The sequence below is a fragment of the Runella sp. genome (assembly GCF_027484545.1).
Lineage (GTDB): Bacteria > Bacteroidota > Bacteroidia > Cytophagales > Spirosomataceae > Runella.
Map to the genome: position 1 here is coordinate 20,328 of NZ_JAIXST010000078.1, position 21,372 is coordinate 41,699.

Annotated in this window: 12 protein-coding genes; 2 read left to right on the forward strand and 10 right to left on the reverse strand. The window is 40.4% G+C overall.

Annotated features, from left to right (window positions below; translation table 11 throughout):
- Nucleotide 1 precedes the first annotated feature (1 nt).
- From Q0081_RS07105 to Q0081_RS07150, 10 genes are all read right to left on the reverse strand, one after another.
- Nucleotides 2-1,411 carry a sulfatase-like hydrolase/transferase gene (locus Q0081_RS07105; protein WP_298350725.1) on the reverse strand — a complete coding sequence of 470 codons (1,410 nt, stop codon included), beginning with the start codon at nt 1,409-1,411 and terminating at the stop codon, nt 2-4.
- Nucleotides 1,390-2,850 carry a sulfatase gene (locus Q0081_RS07110; protein WP_298350727.1) on the reverse strand — a complete coding sequence of 487 codons (1,461 nt, stop codon included), beginning with the start codon at nt 2,848-2,850 and terminating at the stop codon, nt 1,390-1,392. The genes Q0081_RS07105 and Q0081_RS07110 overlap by 22 nt, the downstream gene beginning before the upstream one ends.
- Nucleotides 2,851-2,877: 27 nt before the next feature.
- Entirely contained in the window at nt 2,878-4,488 is a 1,611-nt protein-coding gene (locus Q0081_RS07115) for an arylsulfatase (RefSeq protein WP_298350729.1), read from the reverse strand.
- A 121-nt stretch (nt 4,489-4,609) separates the two neighbouring features.
- Entirely contained in the window at nt 4,610-5,728 is a 1,119-nt protein-coding gene (locus Q0081_RS07120; protein ID WP_298350732.1) for a formylglycine-generating enzyme family protein, read from the reverse strand.
- 5 nt (nt 5,729-5,733) lie between these two features.
- Entirely contained in the window at nt 5,734-7,188 is a 1,455-nt protein-coding gene (locus Q0081_RS07125) for a polysaccharide lyase 6 family protein (RefSeq protein WP_298350735.1), read from the reverse strand.
- Nucleotides 7,185-8,774: a sulfatase gene (locus Q0081_RS07130; protein ID WP_298350737.1), complete on the reverse strand. Its 1,590-nt coding sequence runs from the start codon at nt 8,772-8,774 to the stop codon at nt 7,185-7,187. Before Q0081_RS07130 ends, Q0081_RS07125 begins: the two co-directional genes overlap by 4 nt.
- 9 nt (nt 8,775-8,783) lie before the next feature.
- Nucleotides 8,784-10,331, reverse strand: a complete 1,548-nt coding sequence (locus Q0081_RS07135) for a RagB/SusD family nutrient uptake outer membrane protein (RefSeq protein WP_298350740.1) — start codon at nt 10,329-10,331, stop codon at nt 8,784-8,786.
- A gap of 20 nt (nt 10,332-10,351) precedes the next feature.
- The gene (locus tag Q0081_RS07140; RefSeq protein ID WP_298350743.1) at nt 10,352-13,915 is read right to left on the reverse strand and encodes a TonB-dependent receptor; all 3,564 of its coding nucleotides are present in this window, start codon (nt 13,913-13,915) and stop codon (nt 10,352-10,354) included.
- A 184-nt stretch (nt 13,916-14,099) separates the two neighbouring features.
- Complete coding sequence (locus Q0081_RS07145; RefSeq protein ID WP_298350746.1) at nt 14,100-15,155, reverse strand: FecR family protein; 1,056 nt, start codon at nt 15,153-15,155, stop codon at nt 14,100-14,102.
- Between the two features lie 8 nt (nt 15,156-15,163).
- Nucleotides 15,164-15,757: an RNA polymerase sigma factor gene (locus Q0081_RS07150; RefSeq protein WP_298350749.1), complete on the reverse strand. Its 594-nt coding sequence runs from the start codon at nt 15,755-15,757 to the stop codon at nt 15,164-15,166.
- Nucleotides 15,758-16,547: 790 nt separating this feature from the next.
- Between Q0081_RS07150 and Q0081_RS07155 the strand changes: the two genes are divergently transcribed.
- Both Q0081_RS07155 and Q0081_RS07160 read left to right on the forward strand, forming a co-directional pair.
- On the forward strand, nt 16,548-19,760 hold the full coding sequence (locus Q0081_RS07155) for a VPS10 domain-containing protein (protein WP_298350751.1): 3,213 nt from the start codon (nt 16,548-16,550) through the stop codon (nt 19,758-19,760).
- A gap of 53 nt (nt 19,761-19,813) precedes the next feature.
- Nucleotides 19,814-21,352: an arylsulfatase gene (locus Q0081_RS07160; RefSeq protein WP_298350754.1), complete on the forward strand. Its 1,539-nt coding sequence runs from the start codon at nt 19,814-19,816 to the stop codon at nt 21,350-21,352.
- The last annotated feature ends 20 nt before the right edge of the window (nt 21,353-21,372 follow it).

A 21,372-nucleotide genomic window follows, 5' to 3' on the forward strand; every position in this document is an offset into this window, starting at 1 on the left:
CTTAGTCGTTTTTACTTTTTTCTTTTTCCTTCAATTTTTCGGCCTTTTTGGCATTTTTCTCTGCTTTATTTGCGTGACGACCACTTCCGTCACCTTCATCCATAATTCCCCCTGCTGGATTGAGTTGCTCTAAAACTGCCGACAAACGTATTTTTGCCTCACTTACTTCTTTATTTTCAGAAACATTGGCTACCAGATTCTCTTCAAAGGGGGCTTTGCTCATATCAAACAATTTACCTTCTCTGTTCAATTTGAATTTTTGGTCTCTGACATACCATTGACTGCCCAATTCCATGAAAATCCATTCTCTCGGATTTCCTTTTTGACCTTTGAGTTGTGGAACAAAACTTCTGCCGTCCAAAACCTTGCTTTTGGGCAATTTTGCTCCTGCTATATTTGCCAAGGTTGGTAAAATATCGGAGGCGTCTATCAAATCATTGGTGACTTTATTAGGAGAAATTACGCCTGGCCAATTGGCAATCATGGGTACTAAACTGCCCCCTTCCAGCATTGAGCCTTTTTTACCTGAAAGAAGTTTGCCACCAATGGTTGCTTTTGGATATTGTTCGCTAGCGGTACCGTTGTCGCCCATGAAAACGATTAGGGTATTTTCTCGAAGTTTAAGTTCTTCTAATGTCGTTATTAATTTACCTACTAACTTATCCATATAAGCCACATTGTCGGCATAAAAATCTTTGCTATCGGGTTTGCTATCAGGTGTTTCTTGTATCAAATTATGCACATGTGACATGGCATAATGAACATAAAATGGCTGGTTTTTATTTTGTTTGATGAAGTTTACCAATTGCGTATGCATCAAATCAGGCATATATTCTTGCTTACCCAATGTTTTGGTTTCTCCATTAACCAGGTAATCTTTTTTATCTTTTGCCCAATATCCTCCACTGCCTTTAAACGTAATATAATCGTCAAAACCAAAATCGGCTGGTGTCAAACCAAACTGACTCCATTTGCCAATCATGGCACTTTTATAACCCTCCGTTTTTAAGATAGAGGGAATAAGGGTTTCTTCTGAGGGTTTTATTTTTGCCACATTGTCTTGATTTACTGCACCAGTTCTAAAAGCATAACGACCTGTCAGAATCAAAGCCCTCGATGGTCCGCATAACGGTGCTGTATATGCATGGTTAAATTTTAAACCATTTTTAGCGAGCTTATCAATATTGGGTGTTTTGTTATTGTCAGAACCATAACAGCCTACTTCACCAGTACCTAAATCATCGGCAAGGATAAAAATGATATTTGGTTTACTGGTATTTGTATTATTTTTCTTGGTTTGTGCTGAAATGTTTTGACCAAGAAAAATTGAAATCAGCAGAATTAAGTATCGAATCATTTTACAGTTTCTTAAAAATATTTTTTTAAAATTTAATCTTTCGCCTTTTTCCAATGTAAAGTGTCGCCTTTAAATCGAGTAAGAGCTTTCATTTCGGTTGGAATACCCAAATCGCCTTGCTGATTCATCCAAGATTTTAATTCAGCAACTAAATTTTCTTGGATACCTTTTAACTTGGGGTCGTTAGCCAAATTATTCAATTCATATTTATCATTTTTGATGTTGTACAGTTCTAATTCAGGGCGGTTTCTGTATAAACTGGCGTGGGCGTTTTCTTTCTTATTGTTTTTAGTTTCGTCCAACCAGCCTTCGTACAATTTGTTGCCAAGCTTGGATGCAGAGCAGTAAAAAGGCTCATTATAATTGAGATTCCAAATCAGTTTATAATCATGGTCTTGTACTGACCGAACAGGGTAGTTTTCAGAGCCGTTGTTGATACCACGTGTGGTATGAACGCCATAAACATATTTTCTGATTTCAGTATTTTTTCCTAACAAAGTGGCATAAAAACTTTTGCCATCAAGGGTCATAGAACCTTCTTTATTGGCTCTTAATGTAAGCGGGTCACCTCCTGCTGCTTCGTAAAGCGTGGGTAGGACATCGATGTATTGTGAAAGAATGCTGGTACGAGTTGAGGGTTTAATTGCTTTTGGCCAACGGGCGATAAATGCCGCTTTCAAACCCATATTATAGCAAGTCCATTTTCCAAAAGGTAATGAAGTGCCGTGTTCGCTGGCAAACATAAAAATGGTGTTGTCTTTTTTGGGTTGATTATCAACAATTTTCATACAATTGCCTACGAGGCTATCGGCATAAGTGATTTCGGCATAGTATTTTACCAACTCTTTTCTGGTCTCTTTGGTATCTACCATGTACGGAGCAATTTTAAGTTTTTTGGCGTCATATTGGGCGGGATTTCCACGAGTCCAAGGGCCATGGGGTTGGTTGGTGGCAACTACCAATAAATAGGGTTTGGTTTTATCTTTGTTTATCCATGCTTCGGCATCGGCTAAATTTATGTCTTGCCCTTCGCCGTTATCGCTGTCCCTGCCACCAAGGTACTCAAATGGGAAAGATGAAAGTGGAGCCGTATGCCGTTTGCCAATCAATGCTACTCGATACCCCATTTTTTTGAAGTGGGTAAAAACACTTATTACACCATCATAAACTTTGGCGTGGTTGGGATAACTGCCATTTTTTACTGGAAAAACACCAGTATATAAACTTTGGCGTGTAGGGCCACACATAGCAGTTGCGTTGTTCATATTATCAAAACATAAACCTTGCTGGGCTAATTTTGCCAAATTGGGCGTTTTTACATCTGGGCTTCCGTAAGGTTCGCAATCAACAGAAGTCATATCATCGGCTATGAAAAACAGGATGTCAGGCTTTTTCTGTAAATCGTCTGTTGATTTTTTTGAAGACTGAATATAAGATGCCAACAACAGAATAATGGCTATTGAACTCAGCGATAAGATTATTTTTTTGTTCATAATTCTTGATTTTTTTGACTACATGTTTTATTTGGAAGGTTTCCAAGGCCAAGGTTTTGTTTTGGTTCTGATGGCTTCGGTTTCCCATTTCTGTGCCATTTCTTTGGCTTTTTCTGGGTACGTTGTTACCAAATTGATTCGTTCGCTTGGGTCATTTTTCAAATCATACAGTTCCCATTTGTTTTCATCAGCGTCACCAAAGGTCTTTTGTTTTCCAGTTTTTGAAACCAATTTCCAGTCACCTATTCTGATGGCACGATTAGCAGAATGTTCCCAAAAAATAAAATCTCGGGCTACGGGCTTATTGATAAATGCAGGCACAAGACTTTTTCCTTCTAATGCTTGCATCTCATTCCCATTAAATTGTTTTGGATACTCTAAACCCGTAATTGCCAAGCAAGTAGCCATGATGTCAATCAAATGAGAAGGTTGTTTTCTTAGTTGTCCTTTTGCGGCAATACCTTTGGGCCAGTGAACTATCAAAGGCGAGGCAATTCCGCCTTCGTGGGTGTATTGCTTGTAGCTTCTAAAAGGTGTATTGCTCACATTTGCCCATTCTTCACCGTAGGTTGACCAAGAATTAGCATCTCCTGGCATTACACCTCTGCCACTTTGAACGAATCTTCCATCACGAGTGTATTCAGGTTTTTTATCTAAAAAAATGGCATCTTGTGGCATTGGCTTTAATACTTTTTGTGCCTCGGTGAGCGGCTTTGCAGGTTTATCAGTCTCGACTGGTTCGGCACAGCCGCCGTTGTCGTGCATGTAAAAGATGACAGTATTTTCTAATTCACCTTTCTTTTCGAGTGCGGTAATTATTTTGCCAATTCCTTCGTCCATGATGTCCACCATTGCGGCATACACTTCCATTCGTTTTACTTGCCAATCTTTTATTGGTTCATCTTTCCAAGCAGGTACGTCAACACCACGGTCGGTTAGCACACATTTATCGCTGATGATTCCTAATTTTTTAAGTTTGTTGAATCGTTGCTCTCGCATCACATCCCAACCTTTATCATAAACACCTTTGTATTTTTTTACATCGTTTTCTGGGGCATGAAGTGGCCAATGAGCAGCCGTATAAGCCACATAAAAGAAAAAAGGTTGCTGTTTTGGATGTTCTTGAATGAATTTTACAGTGGTGTCGCTGATAGCACGGGTATAATAAAAGTCTCTGTAAGGAGCAACGAACGTGTTATTGCTAATCAAAGTGCCAGGGTCATAATAACTGCCTGAGCCGTTGAGTGTACCGAAATAACGCTGAAAACCACGTTGCAAAGGCCAATTACTTTTATCACCGCTCGGTTTCATGTCTTTGGCTATGTGCCATTTACCTGTCATGTAGGTTGCATAGCCTGCTTTTTTAAAAACCTCAGCCATCGTAACCGCATTTTTACTCAAATCGCCCTTATAGCCTTCTTCGGTATAGTTCTCCGTAGAAAGATGCCCCATGCCTGCTTGATGCGGATACAAACCCGTGAGTAAAGACGCCCGTGTGGGACTGCAACGTGCCGTGTTATAAAAGCTCGTGAAACGTAATCCATTTGCTGCTAATCGGTCAATATTAGGCGTTTTTATTTCTGAGCCAAAACAACCAATGTCAGAATAGCCCATGTCGTCTGTAAGAATGACTATCACATTTGGCTTCTTGGTTTGAGCATTTATTGTTGAATATTCAAACAAAAGGCATGTTAGAACCAAGAAAAAGAAGAATTTATTAGTAGTTTTTTGGGAAATATTCATAAAAAAGAAATTAAAATCATTTATCAGCTACACATCTAAAACCCAAGTGTTCCATACCCGAATCGGGAGAACTTTTCATTCGGGCTGCAACTCTATAACCGCTACAATAGGATTCATTACAGAGAAATGAGCCACCTCGCATGGTTCTTTTAGGTACAGTTGGTTCGTCGGGGTCGTAGCTACTTTTCGGGCCTTTGGGGTTTTCAATCACCTTGACATTAGCCATCTGCTCATAATAATCGTGGTGATATAAATCGGCACACCATTCCCAGACATTACCTCCCATATCGTATAAACCGTAGCCATTTGCAGCAAAGGATTTTACTGGTGAAGCACCGTAAAAGCCATCTTTTGTGTCATTTTTATAAGGAAAACTACCTTGCCAATAATTACATTTGTTTTTGCCTTGTTCTACGTTTTCATTTCCCCAAGCATAGACATTGTTTTTGAGATTTCCTCTGGCGGCAAATTCCCATTCGGCTTCGGTGGGTAAGCGTTTACCAGCCCATTGGCAATAGGCATTGGCATCGTCCCAACTAATATGTACAACTGGAAATTTATCGTTGCCTTTAACATTACTGTTTGGTCCTTTTGGGTGTTTCCAGTCTGCACCGTGAGTCCATTGCCACCATTGGCTATAATCTTGCAGATTTACCGCACTTTGAGTAGGCACAAAAACCAATGATGCCGCTTTAAGCATTTCGGGTTTTGGCTTTGGTGTATCTGGTGGTAAAGTGGCTTTGATTTCATCCCAGTTTACATCTTTTTCGGCGGTGGTTATGTAGCCTGTGGCTTTTACAAAAGCAGCAAATTGTTCATTTGTTACTTCGGTTATATCCATAAAGAAGCCATCGAGTTTTACTTGGTGTTTAGGCAATTCATCTCTTCTACCTTGCTCATTGTCAGCTCCCATTTCAAAGGTTCCTCCTTCTATCCAAACCATACCCTCTCGATTTGTGGCAATATTGGTAGTTGTAGAATCTGTGCCTTTATTTTGGGCTGCAAATCGACTTGGTATTTTTGAAGTACAACAAGTCATGGCCTCCGCTTTCTTCTTTTCATTATATTTATAAAAAGAAAAAGCCGCAATACTTGTTATCGCAATTGTTAATAAAACCCATTTTAAGTTTTTCATCTTCTTTATTTTTTCATCCAACTAACGCCAACATCTTTTTTGCTTACAATTTTTGAAACATCAAATACCATGATTTCTTTGTCTGAAAGTTTGATTTGATGAATGACAAGGCGTTGGTTGATAGCATCGATTACAGATTTGTTGGTAAATTGTTTTCCAAAGTAAAAACCATCTTTTAAAACCAAATCTTTTGTTTTAATTTGTGAAAAACCTTTTTCTGATGTTGCTCCATTGGTATAAAAGTTATCAGTTAAAGTATAAGTCGATGTTGGGTCTTCAATTACAATAGGTTCAATGTGTTTTCCTACTGTATTTACGACGGTGTTGCCCACCAACAAAACATTTTTCGGGGCAACCAATGGTTTGCCTTTGTTTGTATTTCCTACACCAATTTTTATGGCTGCACCAACCGAATTAACGATTGTATTATAGGCCACAATGGCATTGTCGGCAGGATAATACTCATTTAAAGCCGAGTTTTCTAAACCAGACATGACTGTTATTGGTGATTTCATGTCTTTATCACTACCTTCCAGATTCTCTACGTAATTATTAAAAAAAGTATTATTGGGATTGATGACTCTCAATCCTGCACTTTCTTTTCTGCCCGCCTTACCGTTGATGTAATTACCATACACAAAACACTTTTGTCCGTGCCTGATTACCATACCGCCATCATTTCCGATGAATGTATTAAAACGATAAATATTATCCCAGCTTTTATTACTCACTACTTCTGTTTCGATGCGTTCGTCTTCAAAATAATTGTATTCAATGATATTAAAACCGTGTGAGAAAGAAGTCGTACTTGTGCCCACTCTGATTTGTTCGCCGCCATTTTCTGAAAAAGTACGATAACCAAAATAATTATGATGAATATGATGATGTGCTGAAGGGGCTACATCCGAGCCTGGAACATATTCTTTTTCTTGTTTATATTCTACCACAAGCGTCGGCCCTTTGTTGGTTTTGCCTAAAAAATAGCAATGCTCAACTTCATTGTATGTCCCGACCAAATTGACATAATAATTGGTTTTTCCTGTTGACTCAGCATGGGTATAGTTTATAATAGCACAATTACTGATTTTTGAATGATGTGCTTCTTTACTTCCGATGGCAAAGCTAATGACGTGCTCTTTATCTTCTAATGTGCATTTTCCTTCAAACAAAAAACCTTCAACTTGTAAATAATTGCCACTCAAAAGTATTTGAGAACTACCCGAAAATGAAACTCTTCCCGCCGTTTGAGCCTTCAAAATAATTGGTTTTTCAGCATTACCATTTTCTTTAAAATTAATTTTAATGTCCTCGTATTTACCATCTTTCCAAACAATAACATCACCCGCTTTTGACTTTGACAAAGCAGTTTCAAATTCGTTTAAATTAGCTACCAAAAAATCAGTAGCATGTGCTTGCATACAAACAAATAATAAAGTGATTATTAAAAGTTTTTTAGTCATTTTTGATTCGATTTGAAGAAAGCTAACATTTTAGCATTCATATCTTTTGCAATTGTTGCATACTTTTTGTCTTTCACCACGTTAACCTTTTCTAAAGGGTCTTTTTCGTAGTCATACAATTCGCTGGCATAAACTTTTTTAGCAGAATAGGGGTCATTGCTGGTAAAGTCACTCATCCAAAGCACATACCGATATTTTTCGGTTCGCATAGCGTATCCCATCAATTTATTGGTGGCGTAGCCCAAACTTTTCTGTTCTTCTTTTTTCAATTTTCGAGGATATTGACTTACAGAAAAGTCTTTTACCTTCGCTTTGTTATTGACCATAATAGGCTTTAAACTTTTGCCATCTAAAAAAGTAGGAATGGGCGTACCTGCCAAATCACATATCGTTGGAAAAATGTCTAAATGTTCAGTCTGAGAACTTGTTTTTCCTGATTTTATTCCTGGTGCGGCAATAATGAGTGGTGCTCTGGTTGCTTGTTCAAAATTGGTATGTTTTTCCCATAAATCATGGTCGCCTAAATGCCAACCGTGGTCGCCCCAAAGTACGATAACAGTATTGTTTAATGTCCCTAATGAATCAAGAGTATTCAAGAGGATTCCCACTTGGGCATCCATGTAAGAAACCGCAGCATAGTATCCATGAATCAATTCTCGTTGCTTTTCTTCTTTAAGATTTACATGAAGACCGCCCTCTTCATTGTAAGTAGCAAAGGCTGGAATATCTGTATAATTTCGTAATTCTCCCGAGCGGTGATAAGCGATTTCAACGCCATTTTTTGAATGCTCTTGAAAAGTTGCCAATGGCATGTCAGCATCCTTATACAAATCCCAATATTTTTTGGGGGCAACAAAAGGTAAATGAGGCTTATGAAACCCAACCGCCATAAAGTAAGGTTGGGTGTTTTTTGAAAACTTTATCAATTGTTGTTTTGCCAACAGAGCATCTACGCCATCATCATAAGCGTTGTCAGGTACATCAATGTTTTCAAATGATGGACCTTTTCTACTGGTTGGATTTTCATCGTCGCCATCATCATTTTTTGGTTTTTGAACTTTTTTATCGAATAAAACCTTCATTTCAGGCTTTTGGTATTGACCGTTAGCAGGTTTACCCAACCCATTGGCATAGTCGCTGGGTGATTCTAACAAATAAGGCACACTCCATGAAACAGGATCTACTCTTTTAATGGCACTTGAGGGGTGGAAAATTTTTCCGACCCCCGAAGTAGCGTAACTTTGTGTAATTAGATATTGAGGAAGTGTAATAATATCGGGGTTCATGTCCCGCATTTGGGTTTTTAAGTCCCAAATCTTGGTGTAATCGGGTCGTTTACCTGTCATTAAGCTTGCACGGGTAGGTCCACAAACCGCTTGTTGGCAATAATTATTCATAAAAACAGTCCCCATTTTTGCCAAACGGTCAATATTAGGTGTCTTTATTTGTGTGTTTCCGTAACAGCTCAATATTGGTTTTAAATCATCAACTGCAATAAACAGGACGTTGGGCTTGCTCTTTTGCTGGGCAAAAATACTTGTTCCTAATAAAATTAGGAACAAGCTAAGTAAAGATACTTTTTTCATTGTAATTGATTAGTAACCAGCGTTTTGAGGGATTACAATTTGAGTATTATTATCAATTTCCCTTTGTGGAATAGGCAATAATAAACGATTGGGATTGGTATTTGTTTGCAAATCTGTCACAGACAGCCTCGGTGCTGAATAGGTGCTATAATGACTTGGATACATCAACGCAAAGTGGTCTTGCAATGTTTTTTCCGCCGTGATAGTTGTTAATGTTGTATTAAATCGTAACAAATCGAACAGTCGTTGGTTTTCAAAAGCAAATTCAAGTCTTCTTTCGTCAGATAATGCCTTCTCAAATAATGCTACTGTATTAACTTGCGTGGCCGTTAAATCTGTCAATGCAGCACGTTTACGAACTTGATTAATGAGTGCCAAACTTGCGGGCGTATTTCCTTGTGCTTCGGCCAGCATCAGCAATACATCAGCATAACGAATTACTGGCCAATCACTTTCAGAATCTTTGGCTACAACCATCACAGAAATATGTTTTTTGGGATAAAGTTTTGCGGCAGTCCCTGTTCCATATACTCCAATATTTACTGCTTTTCTTACATCAGTTGTTGTATATAGGTTATTAACTTCGGAAGTTGGGTAATTATAACCACTACCATCGCCATTGGCTACGGCAGCACCGCTATTTAGAGGTGCGAAAAGGTTTGAAAACTGAGAACCCAATCCTAAACCACCTGCTTTGTAACGAACAGAGAAAAGAATTTCAGAACTCATTTCCGTTGCAGTAGAGAAGATATTTGCATAAGAAGCAAGTAAACTATACCCACTATTGGCAATAATATCTTGCAACAAGGTAGCCGCCTCCGTTTTTTTGTTGAGAGTGAGATAAACCTTAGCCAATAATGCCTTTGCAGACCAAGCGTTTGCACGCCCCAAATCAACAGCTGAGATGGACGCAAATTTCACAGTGCTACCGTTGGCTGCTGCGTTCTGTAAATCAGCCACAATCAGTTTGTAAATCTCTTCTTTCGAAACCCGATTGATATCTTTTGCCTCCTGAGGTGTTACTGGCTCGTGTGCCAGAAACACACCGCCGTATAATCGTACTAAATTGAAATAATGGTAAGCTCTGATAAATGAGGCTTCGGCAGAGAGTTTTTTACGGTTGGCCTCATCAATCGGAATATTAATTTCACCAAAAGTCAATGCTCCTGAACCTGGGCTATAATTGGCCCCTAATGCATCAAGTACAAGGTTGGTATTACGGATATTATAGTAAACTGACAGCCAGTAATTATAATTACCAGCATGTGAAGTACTTGGATATAGCATGTCCAATTCACTCAAATCACGGTTTACCTGTGAACTACTACCCGTAGCTCCCATGACAGAATTGTCACTACGAAGTTCGGTAAGTGTCCATTCTTCAACCAAGGTTTTTTGCATACCACTATAGCAGCCCGTCAAGGCACTGCTCACCTCCGACTGATTTGAGTAAAATGTACTGGCATTTAGGTTTGATTGTGGGTATAAGTCTATGATATTGTTACAACTACTCAAACTTACAAACGAGAGAAGGATTATATATTTGATTGCTTTCATTATTCAAGAGTTTTTAGCGATTAAAAATTAATGTCAATTCCAAAAATGATGGTTTTAGGAATAGGGAAACTTCCTCTTTGATAGCCATCTACCAACGACGAGCCATACGCACCATTCGTAAAACGTCCTTCTGGATTTAAGCCTCTGTATCCTTTGGCAGTATGAAAATAAAGGTTTTGCCCCGAAGCATACACTCTCATTGAACTCATTCCTACGGATTTTGAAATTTTAGTAGGCAATTTGTAGCCTAAGTTTATTTCTCTGAGCGAAAAGTAAGAGGCGTCTTCGACTACATAATCTGTAAGTAACCAGTTAAAGCCATTTGTATTGTAAGGTGTTTTGCCATCACCTGGAAACATGGGGCTCAACCAGCGGTTAGCGTTATAGGCCCTGTTTTTCTGTTTGGCTTCGTTATAGTTGGGATCTCCATTGACAAGCGAGCCTCCTTGCACACCTTGCAACGAAAAGCTAAGGTCAAATGACTTGTAATTGAGATTGTTAGTAATACCCCAAGTAAAATCTGGATATGGATTTCCAATGACTGTTCGGTCGTTGTTGTCGATAATTTTATCCCCATTTATATCAACCAATTTTAATCCCCCTGGAACAAAATAGTTTGTTAGGCTACTTTTTACACCATCCGCTTTGGCTTTGTCCACGTCAGCTTGTGATAGCCACACACCATCTGTTTTAAAACCGAAAAACTGAATCAATGGGTCGCCAACTTTGTTTTGATAGACTTCTGTCCGTTCGCCTTGATTCAATAGGTAGGCTTCTTTGCCTAATTCTAATATTTTGTTTTTGGTATGAGAGAAATTAGCAGAAGTATTCCATTTGAAGTTTTTGGTAGATATATTTCGGGTTGTTAATTCTAATTCAATACCCTTGTTTTCTAAACTACCGATATTATTCCAAAAAAGAGGAACACCCGTAAAAGCCATTGATGATTGTTGCAGCAATAACCTATCTGTTTTGGATTGGTAAACATCAACCGAAAGCTCTATTCTGTTTTTGAGAATAGCCAAGTCTAAACCCAAGTTGGTTTGAAAAGTACTTTCCCAAGTAATGTCTTTGTTGGCAATTATGGTAGGTGAGGTAGATTGACCCGCCACTAAGTTGCCATTTCCTGTACCCAAAGGATAGTTGGCCGAATACATTAAATCCAAAAAGCCAAAATCAAGAATGCGGTTGTTACCAGACACACCATAGCTTGCTCTTAATTTTAATTTATTCAACCAGCTTATGTGTTTCAAAAACTCTTCTTCGGTGGCTACCCAGCCTACTGAAATAGATGGAAAAGAACCCCATTTCTTGCCAGGGCCAAAATAAGAACTACCATCAGTACGAAAACTTGCAGAGAGCAGGTATTTATCTTTGTACTCATAATTGACCCTGCCCAAATAAGATAACAACCCAATTTGATTGATGGAACTTGTTGTTCCAGCTTTGTCAATTTGTGATGCATTGTTGATGGTTCTGATATCATCGCTTGGGTAGTCCAATCCAGTTACTTGGCTTCTGCTTACTTTGGTAGTTTGGGCAGTATAACCAAGCAAGGCATTGATAGTATGACTGCCTATGGTTTTTGTATAATTCAAGGTGTTTTCAGAAAGTAAATCAATGTAAGAAGTAGTATTGTAAACACCCTTGCTTACGATACCATCGCCCGTTGCATTTCGATTAGCCCAGTTCAAACCAGAAGAATTGTTGACATAAACACTCGCCATCGTTTTGAAATCTAAACCTTTGAGGAGATTGATGGTCAGGTTGCCCGAACTTTGTAAACGATACTCGTTCGAGTTTACATCTTGACTTAACACTGCAGATTTAGGGTTGTTTTGTGATGAACCCGTTTGTGGCCCTGTTGGCCCTGTAGATGTCCAAGTTGATCCATCTGGCATCAAACCAGAGTAAACTTGATTACTAAAATGTCTTGGATGGGCAAAATCACCCGCTTTTATATCAGCCCATTGAGGGACTTGTCTGACCCAAGCCGCCGTTTTTTCATTGTGATACACGGGCAGTGAGCTGGGAAATCGCATAAAATTGGTGAAATTCTCAGATGGTGTTTCTCTTGTAGAATATGAAGGATTTAGGTTGAGCGAAAGTTTTACTCTTTTGCTTAAATCCACATCTACTTTTGCACGTATATTGTATTTCTCATAATTACTTTTAAACATCATTCCTTCGTCTGACTGATAGCCACCAGAAATGAAGTAACGAACGTCCTTTTTCCCGCCAGACGCACTCAACAGAATATTTTGAAACTTTCCCGACCTCAAAGACTCGCTTTGATAATCACTTCCTTGACCATCCAGCATAGTTTGTTCAATGATATAAGCCGAGCGGTCGTTATCACCAGCTGTATTTGCGATTGTTCGAGCTGGTGCACTTGGGTCTTGTGCTCGCAAGGCCGCTTCGTCAAAAAGCAACTTTACATAGTCTGTTGCCGACATGATATCATACCTTTTGTAAGGTGTTTTTTGCCCTACTGAGTATTTGAAAGAGTATGTTGTTTTCTCTGACTTTCCACTTTTTGTGGTGATTAGTATTACCCCACTTGCACCACGAGATCCATAAATAGCCGCCGAAGCCGCATCTTTTAGTACTTCAACCGATTCAACATCAGCCATGTTGACAAAGGCAAGTCCGTCTGGTACAGGTTGTCCATCAACTACAACTAATGGACTCGAACCTGCATTTACAGAGGTGATACCTCTGATAGTGATTTTTGGAGTAGCACCCGCTTCTGAAGAAATATTCTGAATTTGTACACCAGCTATTTTACCTTGCAAGGCTTGGTCGAGTCTGGAAACTGGTGCTTCGTCTAATTTTTCATTTTTGTATTTGGAAACAGCACCCGTCAGACTTGATTTTTTTTGTGTACCATAGCCAACTACTATGACTTCTTCCAAAGATTTGTTATCAACCTTAAGCGAGACATCAATAGAATTGCTATTCCCAACAACGATTTCTTCGCTCTGATAACCCACAAAACTAAAGACCAATACTGCTGTTTTGGCATTGGCTAAATCTAAAGTGTATTCACCCTTTGCATTGGTCGTGGTCCCTTTGCTTGTTCCTTTCACTACTACACTTACACCAGGCAGAGGTTCACCACTTGCTGCGTCTTTGATACTCCCTTTTATAGGATTGTCACTTGTTTCGGAATTTGAGGATTGCTGAGCTGACGGCTTTATTTCATTTATATCATCGGCAGATGGCATATTGCTCAAAATAATATTGTTTCCAGAGGGCCTATATTTGATGCCAAGTGGTGTTAAAAAAGCATCCAATACCTCTTTGACAGTCTTATTCTGAACGTTGATTGAGCTTTTTCTTTGGGCATCAATGGCTGATGAACTATATACAAATTTTAGTTTTGCTTCAGCCTCAATCTGTGACAAAATGTTTTTAATTGACTTTTCCTTGATGATTAAAGAGATACGTTTTTCAAGAAGTTCTTGGGCATAACTCTTTTTTGCATAGGCCATTCCTATAAAAAGAAAGGTTATTGCCATTTGAGTAATTGATATTCGCATGATTTTAAGGAATGTTTTATTCCTGAGTAAATTTACTTTCATTACATTTGGTTGTTTTTGTAAGATTTGGAAACGGTTTGACAAGAACACTCCCGACAACGATGCATGAGACTGATATTTTCGGGAGGGGATTGGGGTCGGTAGTGGTGCAAGCACTACCGATTTTTGCAACTTTGGGTTGGTGTTTTTATAAGATTTATTGTCTTATTGAGAATAGTACTATACTTTATTTACAGCCTTTGGCATAAATTACGATTTGGCCATCTACTACTTCATAACGGGCTTGGATGGTCTCACAGATGACCTCTATTTTTTCATAAAGCGTTTCTTGATTCTGGAATACAGCAGTGAGATTGCAATGAGCCAACAAATCGGCATCAAACGTAATTTTTACACCGTAGGCTTCCTCAATTTGCGTTAGCACTTTTGAAATAGGCGTTTCGTCGTACTCAAATTGGCTATTTTCGGAATTCGGAAAAAGAAGTATCGGTTTTTCGACCAAGGTTTTTACTAATTTCTCTTCTGTTTTCTCAAAAACCACTTGTTGATTAGGAACCAATAACATTTGCCCTAAGTGTTCTATATCATTAGTACCAGCTTGTTGATAAACGGTCACCCTTCCTGTACGCACAGCGACCAAAGTTTTGGTTTCGTCTTTATAAGCTCTGATAGTAAAACTTGTCCCTAAAACCTTGGTAACAATGCCCCCGGCATACACTATAAATGGGCGCTGAGGGTCTTTTTGAACTTCAAAAAATGCTTCTCCTGTCAAAAAAACCGTTCTGGTTTGGACTCCAAAATCTGTAGAGACCTGTAGCTTACTCCCTTTTTTGAGGGTTACGACAGAGCCATCGCTTAATTTCGTACTAAGTGGCTGTAAACTATTGTTTTCGGTTTCAGTAGTCTTTGAAAGAACTAGATATTCTCCATTTGGCACTGAAAAGAACGATTTTTGGTATAGAAAGGTAAAAGCCATTATCAAGACGATTGATGCGGCAATTTTAAACCAAGTTTGCTCGAAGAGTCTTTGCTGCTTTGACTCTGTTCTATTCAATATGGCCTGTATTCCTTGTTGAATCTGCTGAGTTGGAATTGTTTTTTCTTCAATTTGAGAAGCAATCACTAAGGATTTGGCTTCTTCGAGTAACATTTTTTTGTTGGGATGCTGCTCCAACCAATTTTCCCAAAAACAATCTTTACTCGAAAGCTTCTTTAATACCCATTTTCTGAAATAGAGGTCTTGTACAAAATCCTCTATTTGATATTTCTCCAATTTGTTCATAAAGATGATTAAGTAATTATAGTGGTTATGGAAAATAGTAATGACATTACCCAGTTTTTTCTTAATAGTTTCAGTGCTTCATACACCAAATTGATAGCGGAATGATGATTAATTGCCATTATTTGGGAGATTTCTTCATATTCTAATTCTTGATTGAACCGCAAATACAACGCCTCTCTTTGCCTCTTGCTTAATGTAGAAAGGTGGTATTTTAGTTTTACGAGCGTTTCGTGTTCGATTTCGTTTTTAATCAAGTAGGTTTCTATATTAAACTGAACCTCAACTTCATAATGGTCATCAAGGTCAGTTACTCGCTGATGCCAGAAATTGCGAGTTTTCTCCTTAAGCAATGCTCTCCGATAAGACGAAATAAGGTATGCCTTGATTGATTGGGGGATGTCAAGCTTATCTCGGCAATTCCACAATTCAATAAAAAAATCCTGAAGGCAATCCTGAGCAAAATCATTATCCCTAACCAAACGTTGACCGTAATTAAGCAAGGTCGGATAGTATAGATTCAATATTTTTTCAAAAGCCTTACGATCACCTTTTTGGAAGGATTGCCAAGTTATTGTCTCCATCACTGATAAATCTTCGTTCATTTGTGAGGTTAGAGTTTAATACTCATTAATATATTCACTCCTTATAAATCGCATTTAGCAATTGAAATATTTCAAGCTAAAGTTAGATGATACTCAGCTTTTTACAGTAAGAGACAAAAAGAATAGTAGAATCCTGAAAATAAATGTGTTTTTTTCAGGATTCTACTATTTAGTAAATTTGACAGGCTGTTTTGGGTTTTAAATCAGGACTAACGATTTCAATCTTAATTTGCCATTTCCTAAAAAACTTATCTGAAATTTGATTTATGGCCTAATTGCTTTCTTGGCTGTTTTTTTGCATACAAGCTTCAGCTAGACTTAGTCACCTCAAAGGAGGTTATCTCGATTTCAATTTTAGATACTCTTAAATCCGTCACTCCCGCCGTTCTTACCTCCGAACAAAGTCGTTTTGCTTTTCATTTACCCACAGGCTATCACATGGAGTGGGTTTCAATCGTTCCCATGATAAAGGAACCTGTAGCCATTGCTTAAATTATGGAAACGCGCCCATGTACGTAGTTTAAATGGAAACCTACACCAAAGACGCAGATGGCAAAAGCAGGGTAAATGTTGTTGGAGGATATTTAGAGGCGCGGGGAAACTGATAAAAGGTCTGTTTTTATTAAAGACCTTTTGTCGCCACGATAGATTTGGGAATTCCACTGATTTATGTTGGAGAAAGGGAGATACAGGCAACGGCGACCGCCAAAAATGAAGTGAATGAATCACCGAATTTGAAATACCTTCTTTTCCCCTTACCTTCGCTCAAAACCACATTCCTAAACAAACTATGAGATCTATTTTTACGCTGCTTTTAATCACAATCACTCTTTTAGGAGGATTTACCCAAAACAAAAAGAAAACAAAAACATCGGCCGCTGTGACCGTGGTAGAAACGCCTAAGCCTGTCAAAATTGACTACGACAGCGTATTTAAGGCGGTTAAATGGCGCAATATAGGCCCCTTTCGTGGCGGACGCTCCGTAGCGACCTCTGGGGTAGTTGGCAATCCCCTCGTGTATTACATGGGTACAACCGGGGGCGGCCTCTGGAAAACAACCGACGCCGGTCTTACGTGGTCCAATTGCTCAGATAGATACTTCAAAACAGGCTCGGTAGGAGCCGTTTCGGTGGCCGAGTCAGATCCCAATGTAGTGTATGTGGGCATGGGCGAACACGCACCTCGTGGTGTTATGACTTCTTACGGTGACGGTGTCTATAAATCGACCGATGCCGGCAAAACATGGACGAAGCTCGGTCTTGACCTTACGCGTCATATTTCCCGCATCAGCATTCACCCCCAAAATCCGGACATCGTGTACGTAGCCGCTCAAGGAGCGTTGCACGGAGCATCGGAAGAAAGAGGCATTTATAAATCGGTGGATGGTGGCAAAACGTGGAAAAAAACGCTTTTTGTTGACACTAATACGGGTTGTTCGGATTTGAGCATGGATGTTACCAATCCACGGATTTTGTACGCGGCCATGTGGGATCACCGTCGTTTGCCTTGGCAAATGGTCAGCGGTGGCAAAGGAAGCGGTTTGTACAAATCGGTAGACAGTGGCGAAACCTGGACGAAAATGGAAAAAGGCCTACCCAAAGAATTGGGTAAAATGGGTATTGTAGTGTCAAGAGCCAATCCAAGTCGGGTATTTGCGGTCATAGAATCAGATACCGAAAAAGAGCAGGGCGGAGTTTTTCGCTCGGACGATGCTGGAAAGTCTTGGACTCGGGTCAGCAAAGACCACCGAACCGTGCAGCGGGCCTGGTATTACATTGAGATTTTTGCCGACCCTACCAACGAAAACGTTGTCTATGTGCTGAATTCACCTGCTCTCAAATCCATTGACGGCGGTAAAACCTTCAGTCGGGTTTTTGGCGGAACCCACGGGGACCACCATGATTTATGGATAAATCCAACTAACGGCAAAAATGTAGTGCTGGCCAACGACGGCGGAGCGGCGGTTTCATTCAACGGCGGAGAGACGTTCTCTCCTCAAAATCAAATGCCTACGGCTCAAATGTACCGTATCAACGCCGATAACCTGTTTCCGTACCGCATTTATGGCGGACAGCAGGACAATAGCTCAGTCATGATTCCGAGCCGTACCACTCACAGCAGCGGCATCAACGAACGGGATTGGGAGCCGTCGGCCGGTGGAGAAAGTGCGTTCATTGCCTTTGATCCTGATGCGCCGCGCTACCTGATGGGGGGAAGTTATCAGGGAACCATGGAATTGCTTGATTTGCAAAATAAAGAAGGAAAAGGCGTTATGGCCGCCCCGATTCAGTACCAGGCGTTGAAGGCCAAAGAAATGAAATACCGTTTCAACTGGAATGCCCCCATCATTTATTCCAAACGTGAAAAAGCCTTTTACCATGCCGGAAACGTTGTGCTGAAAACGACGGATTTAGGGAAAACGTGGGTGGAGAATTCTCCTGATCTGACGCGGAAAGATACCACAAAACTGGGATTGGGCGGAGCGCCCTACACCAATGAGGGTGCCGGGGGGGAAAACTACGCAACGATTTCGTACCTGATCGAATCGCCCAACGAAGCAGGTGTTTTCTGGTCAGGTAGTGATGATGGATTGGTACACGTGACGAAAGACAATGGCAAAACGTGGACGAACGTAACGCCCGTCGGACTCGAAGAATGTTTGATCAATGCGATTGAGATTTCGCCGCACGATAACGCGGTGGCTTATGTTGCGACGCATCGTTACAAACAAAACGATTTTACTCCTTCTGTTTATAAAACAACCGATTATGGTAAAACGTGGACGAAAATCACCGAAGGGATTCCGTATGGAGCCTGTGTGCGGGTGGTGAGAGAAGATTCGCAGCGCAAAGACCTGCTTTTTGCAGGGACTGAAACGGGACTGTATGTTTCCTACAACGGCGGTAAAAATTGGTCAGCGATGCAGTTGAACCTGCCTGTAACACCCATTACTGACTTGAAAGTACACCAAAATGACCTGATTGCGGCTACTCAAGGGCGGTCGTTTTGGATATTGGACGACTTAGGGCCGTTGCGCCAGTGGAAAGGCAATTTGTCCAAAGATAGTTTGGTCGTTTTTACGCCCGAAGATGCCTATCGGGTATCGGGCCGCAGTCTATTGGATCAGATAAGTGAAGACGATGATGATAATACGGCTTCATTTGGTACCAATCCTTCGACAGGCGTTGTTTTTTATTATAATCTGCCTGTCAAAGCAGATACATCCATGTCTTTGACGTTGGAAATAAGCAACGAAAAAGGAGACGTGGTGAGAACTTACAGCAGCAAAAAAGACAAGGATTTTGAGGTATATCCAGGAGGTCCAACTCCCGATCCAACGCTATTGACCAAAGGCGGTATGAATCGATTTGTGTGGAACATGCGCGCCGAAAGCATCAAAGGTATCCCAAAAGTGTTTATTGAAGGTAGTTACGTGGGGCGTAAGATGTCGCCGGGCAGTTACTCCGCCAAATTTACTTATGGCAAACAAGCCCAAACTGTTCCTGTAAAAATTCTACCCGATCCGCGCATTAATGCTTCGACTGCTGATTACCAAAATCAGGAAAATACGCTCAAAGCGCTCGAAAACAGCACCAATGACATTCATGAATCTATCGCTAAAATGCGAAAAGTGTCGAAGCAAATAAGCGAAGTGAGTTCTTTATTGGCCGAAAAGACCGACCTGAAATCGGTGGTAGATGCCGGCAATGCCATTGTTAAGAAAATTAAGGCATGGGAGGCAAAATTGGTTCAGAACAAATCGGAATCAAACGATGACGTAATCAATTTTAAAAACATGCTGAGCGCCGATTATATTTTCGTTCGCGGGGAATTGGACTCCAATGTGCCCGTGGTTACCAATGGTCAGAAACAGCAATTGGCCGCACTCGATGCACAGTGGCAAGTCCTTAAAAACGAAATGAATGATTTGTTGAACAAGGACATCGCGGATTTCAATAAACTCTGCGCTGACAAAGCATTAACAAAAGTCATTGTGCCGTAGAAAACAGAGATAACCCGTAGCTTTTTAGTTTTAAATTAATTCCAAACCCTCACATGAAACGTACGATAAAACAGTTGATTTACACGATTTGTTGCTTCTTATTGGTGCTGTTTTGCCTATCACTAAAACCGGCCTCTCAGAAAAACAAAGCCCCCAACATCGTCTACATTTTAGCCGACGACTTGGGCTATGGCGACGTTTCGATTTACAATCCCAAAGGTAAAATTGCAACGCCCAATATTGATAAGTTAGCCGCGCAGGGAATGAGATTCACGGATGCTCACTCGCCTTCGTCGGTATGTACGCCTACGCGATATGCCTTACTCACCGGTCGTTATCCGTGGCGGAGCCGCCTGCCCGTGGGAGTCTTACGCGGGTACAGTCGTACATTGATAGAAGAAAATCGTCCTACGGTTGCTTCCTTGCTCAAAAGTCAAGGTTATCAAACGGGCGTCATTGGTAAATGGCATTTGGGATTGGATTGGGAAATGGCACAAGGCAAAGAAGAATTGCTGAAAACGGAAAGTTACGGCATCAAAACCGAGATGAAACCTGAAGAGATTGACTTTGCCAAAAAGCCAACGGGAGGACCTCTAACTGCCGGGTTTGACTATTCGTACGTTTTGCCGGCGTCGTTAGATATGCCGCCCTATTGTTATTTAGAAAACCAACAACTGACCGAACAGCCGACGGCTTATACAAATGGAAATAAGTTGGAATCGGGGTATACCGGTCCTTTTTGGCGCGAAGGCAAAATGTCGCCATCCTTTGATTTTTATGGTGTCTTGCCCGAATTTGTTGGGAAAGCCAACGCATTTTTGAAAAAACAAACCGCTGCTAAACCTTTCTTTCTGTATCTGCCTTTGGCGGCGCCACATACGCCTTGGGTACCTAAAAAGGAATATTCGGAAAAATCAAAAGCAGGGGAGTACGGCGATTTTGTGCAACAGGTAGATGCAGCCGTGGGCGAAGTATTGAAGACATTGGAAGCATCTGGTCTTGCCGAAAATACCATCGTCATTTTTGCCAGTGACAACGGTCCCTATTGGCGTCAAAATTTTGTAAAGCAATTTGACCATGCCGCAGCCGGGGAGTTCAGGGGCATGAAAGGCGATGCCTTTGAAGGTGGTCACCGCATTCCATTTATCGTTCGTTGGCCCCATAAAGTAAAACCCAATACTGTCAGCAACGCCACTACCACCTTGGCTAATCTGCTGTCAACCTGTGCCGAAATTGTTGGAATGAAAGACGCTAAATACATCACAGAAGACAGCTATAGTATTTTGTCGGTGCTGTTGGGGAAAACAAAAAAAGTAGAAAATCAGCCGGCAGTGGTGCATAGTTCATCCATTGGGTATTTTGCCATTCGCAAAGGCGATTGGAAATTGATTGAAGGGCTTGGTTCAGGAGGTTTTACCGAGCCAAGAGAACTGAAACCTAAAGTAGGAGAAGCCCCGGGTCAGCTTTATAATTTGGCCACTGACATTTCAGAAACCAACAATGTGTACGAACAAAATCCTGATAAAGTGAAGGAATTGACGCAATTATTGACGGAAATCAAGCAAAGTAAAACCAAGATTACCTTAAAATAACGATAAGATACTCCTTCACT

Excerpts from the sequence above, each read along its gene's own strand:
- Q0081_RS07110 (WP_298350727.1), bottom strand. The coding sequence starts at position 2,850 with ATGAACAAAAAAATAATCTTATCGCTGAGTTCAATAGCCATTATTCTG.
- Q0081_RS07120 (WP_298350732.1), bottom strand. The coding sequence starts at position 5,728 with ATGAAAAACTTAAAATGGGTTTTATTAACAATTGCGATAACAAGTATT.
- Q0081_RS07125 (WP_298350735.1), bottom strand. The coding sequence starts at position 7,188 with ATGACTAAAAAACTTTTAATAATCACTTTATTATTTGTTTGTATGCAA.
- Q0081_RS07130 (WP_298350737.1), bottom strand. The coding sequence starts at position 8,774 with ATGAAAAAAGTATCTTTACTTAGCTTGTTCCTAATTTTATTAGGAACA.
- Q0081_RS07135 (WP_298350740.1), bottom strand. The coding sequence starts at position 10,331 with ATGAAAGCAATCAAATATATAATCCTTCTCTCGTTTGTAAGTTTGAGT.
- Q0081_RS07140 (WP_298350743.1), bottom strand. The coding sequence starts at position 13,915 with ATGAAAGTAAATTTACTCAGGAATAAAACATTCCTTAAAATCATGCGA.
- Q0081_RS07145 (WP_298350746.1), bottom strand. The coding sequence starts at position 15,155 with ATGAACAAATTGGAGAAATATCAAATAGAGGATTTTGTACAAGACCTC.
- Q0081_RS07150 (WP_298350749.1), bottom strand. The coding sequence starts at position 15,757 with ATGAACGAAGATTTATCAGTGATGGAGACAATAACTTGGCAATCCTTC.
- Q0081_RS07155 (WP_298350751.1), top strand. The coding sequence starts at position 16,548 with ATGAGATCTATTTTTACGCTGCTTTTAATCACAATCACTCTTTTAGGA.
- Q0081_RS07160 (WP_298350754.1), top strand. The coding sequence starts at position 19,814 with ATGAAACGTACGATAAAACAGTTGATTTACACGATTTGTTGCTTCTTA.